This window comes from Brevundimonas sp. UBA5866, from assembly GCF_002432125.1.
GTDB lineage: Bacteria > Pseudomonadota > Alphaproteobacteria > Caulobacterales > Caulobacteraceae > Brevundimonas.
In genome coordinates, this window is the sequence record NZ_DJFS01000057.1 from 1 (window position 1) to 9,636 (window position 9,636).

The following is a 9,636-nucleotide window of genomic DNA, read 5'->3' on the forward strand; positions in this document are numbered from 1 at the left end:
CCGCGCATCAGCCCCGACTGCTCAGAAGTTTGTCCTTTGGGCAGATTACCGGTCAATACAACCGGAAAGACCTGTCCACGCACCTGACGTCGGATGCCAATGCCGGACTATTGATCCGGATACTGAACACATCCTCTTCAAGTCAGGAACAGCCGGCCAGGCGGAGAGTTGGGTTTGGGCAAACGCAGCCTGCCCCCCGTCATTCCTGTCTGGGGACGGCCAGTAAAAAAGGAATCCGACCATGTCGCTAAACGGAAAGACCGTAGCCATTCTGTTGGCACCGCGCGGTAACGAGGATGCCGAGTTTTCGCGCCCGAAAGCCGCGTTGGAAGAAGCGGGCGCAAAGGTAGTCGTTGTCGGACTGGAGGCCGGAGAAGGCCAGACTTTCGAGAATGACCTCGATCCGGTCTCGAAATATCCCGTCGACAAGCCCGTAAAGGATGTGACGGCCGAGGATTTCGATCTTTTGATCGTGCCGGGCGGCACGGTGGGAGCGGACAAGTTCCGGATGGATTCCAAAACCATCGCCTTGGCCAATGCCTTTGGCGAGGCGGGCAAGCCGGTAGCTGCCATCTGTCACGCGCCCTGGCTGCTGATCGAGGCGGGATTGACCAAGGGGCGTCGTCTGACCTCTTTCAAGAGCCTTCGGACCGATCTTGAAAATGCCGGTGCGATCTGGGTCGATCAGGAAGTGGTCGAAGACAACGGTGTGATTACCAGCCGCGACCCGGATGATATTCCGGCCTTTAACGAGGCCATCATCAAGGCTTTGTCCTGAGGGACAGCAGTGCGTATTTACCCTTAGCACGAGCTTAGCAATATATAACGCTGTTCTGTAAATTCTGGTCCCAGCTTCGCCTAGAGACTGAGGACTAATACCATGTCTGATAGCACGGCCCTGAACGAGCGCCTGTCATTCATCCAGATGGATGCGGAGGCACGACGCCGACTTTCAAATGCCCAACCTGTGATCGAGGGGGCGTTGTCGAGCAGTCTCGATGCTTTTTACGCGCAGGTCAGGGCCTATCCGGCCGTGTCCCGCTTCTTCAACAGCGAGCAGATGATCGCCGGTGCGAAGTCGGGTCAGTCAAGGCACTGGGGCCAGATATCCTCTGCCCGTTTTGACTCCACCTATACGGACAGTGTCCAGAGGATTGGTGCCACCCACGCCCGTATCGGGCTGGAGCCGCGCTGGTATATCGGCGGCTATGCCCTGGTGCTGGATGGTCTGGTCAAGGCCGTGGTGTCCGACCACGAGAAGAAACGCAAACGCTTTTCGGCAGGTGACGGCGGCAAGGCGTTGGGCGAGACCCTAGGTGCAGTGGTCAAGGCCGCTCTGCTGGATATGGATTTCGTCATTTCCATCTATCTCGAGGCTGCGGAAAAGGCCCGCAAGGAAGCGGATGCCCTGCGCGCCGAAGCCGAGGCAGCCCAGAAGCGGGTGGTCGAGGTGACGGCATCGTCGCTGGCGCGGCTGGCCGATGGGGATTTGACGACCCGCATCCACGAAGAGTTCAGCGGCGACTACGCCCAGCTCAAGACCGACTTCAACGCTGCTATGGAGCGACTGGAGGCGGCTATGCAGGAAGTGTCTGAGAATGTGGGCCTTATGCGGGCCGGCGCAAACGAGATCAGCGGTGCATCCGATGATCTGTCCAGTCGCACCGAACGCCAGGCTTCATCGCTGCAACAAACCGCGGCGGCGCTGGACGAGATCACGGTCACGGTCAAACGTACCGCAGACGGTGCCCAGAAAGCCCATCACGTCGTCAGCGGAGCCAAGAGCGATGCGGAGCGCAGCAGCGAGGTTGTGTCCGATGCTGTGACGGCAATGGGCGAGATTGAATCCTCTTCCGACCAGATCAGCCGCATCATCGGTGTTATCGACGAGATCGCTTTCCAGACCAATCTGCTGGCCCTGAACGCGGGGGTAGAGGCTGCGCGTGCGGGTGATGCGGGGCGCGGCTTTGCCGTTGTGGCGTCCGAGGTGAGGGCGTTGGCCCAGCGTTCGGCGGATGCTGCCAAGGAGATCAAGACACTGATCTCGTCCAGCACCCAACAGGTCAAGAACGGTGTGAAACTGGTTGGCCAGACGGGCGAGGTCCTGTCGGACATCGTCAACAAGGTCAGTGAAATCGCCGAGCTGATGAACGAGATCAGCGCCTCGGCCAAGGAACAGGCGACGACCCTGACCGAGGTGAACTCGGCTGTGAACCAGATGGATCAGACGACCCAGCAGAATGCCGCGATGGTCGAACAATCCACTGCCGCCTGTCACCATCTGACCAGCGAGGCCGAAAAACTCACTGAACTGGTCAGCAAGTTCAAGGTGGCGCGTTCTGTTGCGGCACCGGTGCGGGCAATGGCCGGCGCCAATGCTGCGCCCATACGCACGGCCCACAATGAGGGTGTAGAGGCAACCCTGGCGCGGCGTGCGGCTCCCGCTGCTGCCAAGGCCAATCTGGCTTTGGCCGCCAGTGCTGACTGGGAAGAATTCTGATACCGCCACCCGAAACAAAATCTTGTTAAGCTTTGCTGTCTAGGGAAGGGGGTCAGACTACCCGAGGCTTGTTTTGAGCAGCGATATCAATCGGTTCGGACTAACAGGAGCGATTGCGGCGTTAGCTGTAGCCACCCTGTTGGCCTGCAATCCCGAGCCCCGACCTTCTACACATTCCCCGCTGGGCGAAGCCTTGAATTTGACGGCCCAGACAGGGCCTCAAACCCTGTCAGGGGCCACCTTTACGGTGCATCGGATCAGCGGCAACCGCGCTGTGCTGCGTTTGAAGACAGCGCGAGGACCTGGGCTGGAGCTTGAGGGCGGACCCCAGTTTTCGGTTGTCCAAACCGTGCTGGATGACTCTGTCCGGGGCGAGCAGTTCTTTGTCGCCAGCGCCATCCAAGAAGGTGGCCGCGTAAGGCACACCGGATGGGTGGTTATGCGCGAGCGCGGCGACTGGCGGATGCTGCCCCTGCCATTCCATAGCCCTCAGCCCATCCGTCCGCCGGTAGACGTCAATGCCGATGGTCGCCCCGAATTTGTATTGGCTGACACAGGCTTTGGATCGCTACAGGTCGAGGATCGGAGGCTGGGTGGTCCGGAGCGCTATTTTATCGTCAAGGATGGCGAGGTCATCGACCATACCGCTCATGAGCAATACGCGGCGCGGCGGGGTGAAAAGCGGAATCTGGCGCTTCAGGCCTGCCAGACGTCCCGGACACTGGAGGCTTGCAGCCTTTATGCGGCGTGGTCGGCCCATGCGCGCGATCTGGATGAAGACTGGTCCGTCATCCGTGGACTGGTCGATATGCCCGAGGTTTCGGTCTGCCGTCATGACGGCCGTATCGATATCTGCGCGCCCCAAACGCCCAACAGCCTGTCGGTGACGGTACCGGAGGCCATACAGGTCCGTCTGGGCGAGGCTGGCTACACACAGCCGGTTTACCTGAACTTTCCCGATGATACCGATACCTCGTTCGGCTGCGATCAGGCCAATACGATTGCAGAGCGCACCATCTGCGGTGACGAGGCCCTGAGGGCCCTTGAGCGGCGCGAGGCGGCGGCTTCATTCCGGTCGCTGGCCTTGTCGCAAGACCGCGTGTCCGTCTTTGAAAACCGTATGAGTTTTCTGGCCCAGCGTAACCGCACCATCGGCAGCGCGGCCCTGACCGAACTCTATAACCAGCGTTTGTCCCGACTGGGCGGTTAAGACCAGCGGATGACCGCTCTGGTCCAAGAAATATGGACATCGGGCCAGATGGAACGTATCATGAACAAATGGCCCGTATCGACCTCCGACGTAAGCTTTCCGTGCTTGCCGATGCTGCGAAATATGATGCCTCCTGTGCATCTTCCGGAGCAAAAAAGCGCGATTCCCGCAGTGGTACCGGAATCGGTTCGACCGAGGGTATGGGCATCTGCCATGCCTATACGCCCGACGGTCGCTGTGTCAGCCTGCTGAAAATACTGCTGACGAATTTCTGCATCTACGACTGCGCCTATTGCATCAACCGCTCCAGTTCCAACGTGGAGCGGGCGCGTTTTACGGTGGACGAGGTCGTTGACCTGACGTTGGCCTTCTACAAGCGCAACTATATCGAAGGGCTGTTTCTGTCGTCGGGGATCATCCGTTCCGGCGACTATACGATGGAGCAACTGGTGGAGGTCGCCCGCAAGCTGCGCGAGGAGCACGACTTCAGGGGCTATATCCACCTCAAGCTCATTCCCGAAGCGGACCAGCGCCTCATCGATCTGGCCGGGCGGTACGCCGACAGGCTGTCTGCCAATATTGAACTGCCGCGCGACGAGGCATTGGGGCGTCTGGCACCCGAAAAGGACGCGGGTGTTATCCGCAAGACGATGGGGCAGGTGCGCCTCAGGATGGAAGAGGCAAAGCCCGCCAGGCGCGAGCGGATCAAACCGCCCACCTATGCGCCCGGTGGCCAGTCCACCCAGTTGATCGTCGGAGCCGACGGGGCTCCCGACAGCGAGATACTGGACCGCAGCGCCTCGCTGTACGGCGGCTATGGCTTGCGCCGGGTCTATTATTCGGCCTTTAGCCCCATACCAGACAGTTCAGCGATCCTGCCGGTATCGCGCCCCCCTCTGATGCGCGAGCACAGGCTGTATCAGGCCGATTGGCTGATGCGTTTCTATGGCTTCACCGCTCCTGAAATCTCGGAAACGACCGATGGCGGCATGCTGGATCTGGCGATTGATCCCAAGCTGGCCTGGGCGCTCAAGAAGCGTGAGATCTATCCGGTCAACGTGAACACGGCGGATCGTGAGGCCTTGCTGCGCGTGCCGGGACTGGGGGTCAAGGCGATCGACCGCATTTTGTCGGTGCGCCGTTACCGGACCCTGCGGCTGGAGGATGTCGCGCGTCTGACCCGCTCTATCGACAAGGTCAGGCCTTGGATTACCGCGCTGGACTGGACGCCGGGGGGGCTGACCGACGCCGTTGACCTGCGCGCGCGTCTGGCCCCCCAAAAGCAGCCGCAGCAATTGAGCCTGTTCTGATGCGCACCGTACATCTGGTCGACGAGACGGACTTCGCGGGCTGGCGCGATGCGGCGCGTAGCTTGCGCCTGTCCGGCGTCGAGCCGGCGCGGGTCCGGTTTGTCGTCGGAGAAAAACAGGCCGGTCTGTTTTCCGAGATCATATCCGAGGGGCGCGGCGAGGATCGCCCATTCAAGGTGTCCAAGGCCTTTGTGGATCTGGCGGGCGAGGTGATCCTGCATCGCGATCCGGATCGCTTCGATCTGCTTTACCGCCTTTTGTGGCGGCTGCAGGACGAACCGGACCTGATCAAGGTCACGTCAGACCGCGATGTCGCGTGGGCCATGGAAATGGCCAAAAACGTCAGTCGGGCGTCACACAAGATGAAGGCCTTCGTCCGTTTCCGCCAGCAGGGTGAGGGTGACAACGAGCGCTGGATCGCATGGTTCGAACCGGCGCATCGCGTGCTGGCGAAAACCGCCCCCTTCTTTGTGCGGCGCTATGCCAATATGCGCTGGTCGATCCTGACGCCGGATGGCGCGGCGCATTGGGATTTGCAGACCCTGAGCTACGGGCCGCCGGCGCGGAAAGAGGACGCTCCGCAAGAGGACGAAATCGAAGACTTCTGGAAAACCTACTACGCCTCGACCTTCAATCCTGCCCGCCTGCGGACCAAGGCCATGAAGGCCGAAATGCCCAAGTCCTATTGGAAGAACCTGCCCGAGGCCGAGCTTATCGCCGATCTGATCGCCGGGGCGACAGGCCGGACGGAGCAGATGGTCACGGCACCGGCTCCAGAGCCCAACCGCCGCTTCGATCAGGTCCGTGCCGCGCCGGTCGATCGTACCGTTACAGATGATGTGGTGCCGGACACGCTAGAAACGCTGAACAAGGCCCTTGAAGGGTGTCGGCGTTGCCCGTTGTGGCGCGATGCGACCCGCCCGGTCTGTGGCGCAGGGCCCGGCCGCGCGCGGCTGATGATTGTCGGCGAACAGCCGGGTGATCATGAAGATCTGACAGGCAGGCCCTTTGTCGGTCCGGCGGGCAAGGTGCTGGACAAGGCTCTGTCCGATGCGGGGATAGATCGTCAGCTTGTCTATCTGACCAATGCGGTCAAACACTTCAAACATACGGTGCGTGAACGCAAACGCTTGCACAGAACACCGGCGGTCAGTGAAATCGACCGATGCCGATGGTGGCTCGATCATGAAAGGTCCCTGGTCAAACCCGATCTCATCGTGGCGATGGGGGCCAGTGCCGCGCGCGGCGTGACGGGGCATGCGGTCAATGTGAGCGAGCGTCGTGGCCGGATAGAGGAGGGGGCGCACGGCGCCCTGCTGGTGACCTATCATCCCGCCTATATTCTTCGTCATCCGGACCCGAACGAGCGGCAACGCGCGCAGGCGGCCTTCACGGCGGATCTGGCGTTGGCCGCGACCTATCTGAACCTGTCTCAATAATTTAGAATATCTCATATATTCTCTGCATCATTGTACCCGGCGCGCATTGATCCGCCCATGCCGTTTCAGCCTGACCGGAACACAGGCTTTGCTCTGCGTCTCACAGGGGTGAGACGTTCGGAGCATTGTATAGGTTGTGTTTGTGCGCTGGCTCGCGCGGCAAGGTTTGTTAGTGTCTCGTTAAGACTCTGGTGCGAGCGATGTAATGTGACGTCTGTTCGGCTTCGGAGAACCGTTCAGGACGATTTAGATTTATTGTGATTTTGCGGCCCATATTCCGGTCGCAGGATACGGGTGGGACTGGGCGTCTGTGGCGGTAGTTGTTCGGGATCGTGAGGGGATCGACGCGGATGCGCGGATAGCCCGCTCTGTGCTCGATACCGCCCTTCTGCCGGAGAATGCCCGTATCGGTGTGTGGCGCGAAACCGCGGCGTCGGTCTGGGAAATCTCGTCCATTACCGATGCGACCTTCTACGCCAAGGTGGATGCTTTTCACGCGGGCGATCTGATGTTCGGCTCTGTGGTCAGCTGCGCCCAGCGGACCCAGAGGAACGCGGCCCTGATCGGTGCGGACGGGCTCGATTACTTTCTGATGCAGTTCTACATGGACGGCAGCCGTGTGGCCCGTACCCGCGGCAGGGATCAGGTCTTTGCCAACGGCGACATGCTGATGGTCGATATGACACAGCCCATCCAGACCGAGTCCACGGCCTATCGCACGGTTGACCTGGTTCTGCCGCGGCGCGTGCTTGAACCGCTGCTGATCGATCCGGATGCCCACGCGGGCCAGCGTCTGGTCGCCGCCCATCCGCTGACGGCATTGTTCAGGACGCACCTGCTGGCGCTTTATGAACAGGCACCGCGTATGACCGAGGCCCAGGCCTTTGCGACACAGGGGGCCACGCTGGCCCTGGCGGCGGCGGCACTGAACGGCACCATCAGTCCCGAGCACGCCAGCGCGGTACGGGCCGCCGCGTGGCTGCCGGTACGGCGCTATATCGAAGAACATGTGGCCGATTTGAAACTGGGCGTCGGACAGGTCTGTCTGGCGTTCGGCATTTCGCGGGCCACGCTGTACCGCATGATGGAGCGGCACGGCGGCTTTGTGCAGTACGTGCGCAGGCGCCGCATGTACCGTTGCCGCGATGACCTGTTGTCAGCGGAGAATGCGCATCTGACGATTGCCGAGATCGCGGCGCGCTGGGGTTTCTCGAACGCTTCTGCGTTCAGCACGGGCTTCAAAGAGATTTTCGAGATGACCCCGCGCGACTTCCGGCAACTGGCCCGGGGGCGGGTGAGGCGGATCAGCGAGCGCGGCTCGGAAAGCGATTGGTCCAAATGGCTGGCCGCCATGCGCTAGCGGGCTGGACCATCGGGCATCATGCCGTCTGAGACAGGCGGAAAACTCGCTGAGACGTCACAGAAAAACGTTTAAAAATAATGTGATAGAGCCGCTTCAAAGCGTTGCTGTGCCCGATGGGCCGTCTTAGCGAACCAAGTTGAAATCTAGTCCGTCCGAGTGGCGGTCAAAAGTTGCGCACCCCCGCCTGTCCCCTTGGGCGGAAGGTGACTCGAGGGATCCGGGAATGAAAATCAACGCACGCGAAATGAACCGTATTGCCGGCGTAATCGACCGCGTGGTCGCCGAGCTGGATATCCGTGCCGCCGAAGAGGGCCAGCGCCGGATCGTTCGTGAGGAAGCGCTGCGTCTGCGGGCCTCGCTGTCGCAACAGTCCACCAAGGCCGCAGAGCGGCTGGACAGCAGTCTTGGGCGGCTGATCCAGTTGATGGACAACCCCCGGCCCGTGGCGGCGGCACCGGCACCGCGCCATCGTGCGGTTCTGTCGTGGCAGTCACTGTTGAAGGCCTTTGCCATGCTGGCGGGTTCGGCCCTGCTGGCCACACCGGCCTTTGCCGCGCCTTCGGTGGGTGATGCGGTATCGCTGCCCGGCGGTGTCAGCGGTACGGTGGTTGAGGCCGTGTCCGAGGGCTATGTGGTCCGCGATGCGGATGACAAAGAGTATTTTGTCTACGCGCCGCCCGCCATCGGTGCGCAGGCTGTCGTCGGCAACAATTTTGACGCGCAGGGCAATGCGACGCCGGTCTATGACACGGTCCTTGCCTACCGGAACAGCAATGGCGACCGCGTCAACACCATCACCTGGGTGTCGGGTTTCCCAACCGACGGGGCAGGGAACGCCATTACGGGCGTCGTCTATGGTTCGCCCGAACAGACAACGGGCGGCGTCACCACGCCGGAAGTCGTGCGGGGAACCGTCACGGTCGTAGAAAATCTGGGCGGGGGTATCGATCCGTCCGATGCCACGGTGCCTTCGTCATCGGCTGACCAGAACCGTGTCAGCATTATCCGCCGTGCCTCGAACGGATCCAACGGGCGCAACGGGGCGATCTTCGTTCCGGCCAGCGGCGGCGGAGCGGGGCAAAACGGTGCCAACATCAATGAGACCCTGACCGAAAACCGCGACGTCGTCTCAACCGGTAGCGGTTCGCCGGGCTATATCGTCGCCAGCATCGGTGGTGATGGCGGCAAGGGCGGCAACTCGTATCTGAACCTTGCCGGAGGCGGCAAGAGCGGCGGGCGTGGCGGCAATGGCGGCAATGTCACCGTCAATCTGACCGGCTCCGGCACCATCGAGACCCAGGGCGGCCAGGCGCACGGCGTCGTTCTGCAAAGCCGTGCTGGCAAGGGCGGTCGCGGGGGCAATGGCTGGGCGTCTACCGGAGGATCGGGCTCGGGCGGTAACGCGGCCAGCGGCGGCAATGTCGTAGGCACGGTCAACCTTGAGCAGATCACCACCTACGGTGAGGGCTCGCACGGGATTTTGGTGCAGTCCCTCGGGGGCGGCGCGGGCAACAGCGGCTCTTCCTACGGCTTGTTCGGCTCTGCTGCCGACGGCGGATGGGGCGGCAACGGCGGTGCGGTGACGCTGAACAGCGGCTCGAACATCTACACCGCCAACAATTCCGCCTATGGTATTCTGGCCCAGTCCATCGGCGGGGCCGGTGGCGATGCCGGCGGCAGCGGCGGCATTGTCTCGTTTGGCGGTGCGGGCGGTAATGCCGGCAACGGCGGCGCAGTTACGGTGAATGTGACCGACGGGCGCATCGAGACGGCAGGTCGGTTTTCCTATGGCGTGGTGGCCCAGTCCATCGGCG

At 61.7% G+C, this 9,636-nt stretch carries 6 protein-coding genes and 1 pseudogene; all 7 read left to right on the forward strand.

Annotation, left to right across the window (positions count from 1 at the left end; all coding sequences use genetic code 11):
- The first annotated feature begins 241 nt into the window (after positions 1-241).
- On the forward strand, positions 242-778 hold the full coding sequence (locus B3H86_RS06560; protein WP_292052182.1) for a type 1 glutamine amidotransferase domain-containing protein: 537 nt from the start codon (positions 242-244) through the stop codon (positions 776-778).
- Between the two features lie 102 nt (positions 779-880).
- Complete coding sequence (locus B3H86_RS06565; RefSeq protein WP_292052183.1) at positions 881-2,500, forward strand: methyl-accepting chemotaxis protein; 1,620 nt, start codon at positions 881-883, stop codon at positions 2,498-2,500.
- A gap of 199 nt (positions 2,501-2,699) precedes the next feature.
- Positions 2,700-3,710: a hypothetical protein gene (locus B3H86_RS06570; RefSeq protein ID WP_292052184.1), complete on the forward strand. Its 1,011-nt coding sequence runs from the start codon at positions 2,700-2,702 to the stop codon at positions 3,708-3,710.
- A gap of 68 nt (positions 3,711-3,778) precedes the next feature.
- On the forward strand, positions 3,779-5,020 hold the full coding sequence (locus B3H86_RS06575) for a putative DNA modification/repair radical SAM protein (RefSeq protein WP_292052185.1): 1,242 nt from the start codon (positions 3,779-3,781) through the stop codon (positions 5,018-5,020).
- Positions 5,020-6,459, forward strand: a complete 1,440-nt coding sequence (locus tag B3H86_RS06580) for a UdgX family uracil-DNA binding protein (RefSeq protein WP_292052186.1) — start codon at positions 5,020-5,022, stop codon at positions 6,457-6,459. Before B3H86_RS06575 ends, B3H86_RS06580 begins: the two co-directional genes overlap by 1 nt.
- A 310-nt stretch (positions 6,460-6,769) precedes the next feature.
- The gene (locus tag B3H86_RS06585) at positions 6,770-7,819 is read left to right on the forward strand and encodes a helix-turn-helix domain-containing protein (protein ID WP_292052187.1); all 1,050 of its coding nucleotides are present in this window, start codon (positions 6,770-6,772) and stop codon (positions 7,817-7,819) included.
- Positions 7,820-8,045: 226 nt separating this feature from the next.
- A pseudogene (locus B3H86_RS06590) lies at positions 8,046-9,636 on the forward strand (hypothetical protein); the annotation flags it as partial.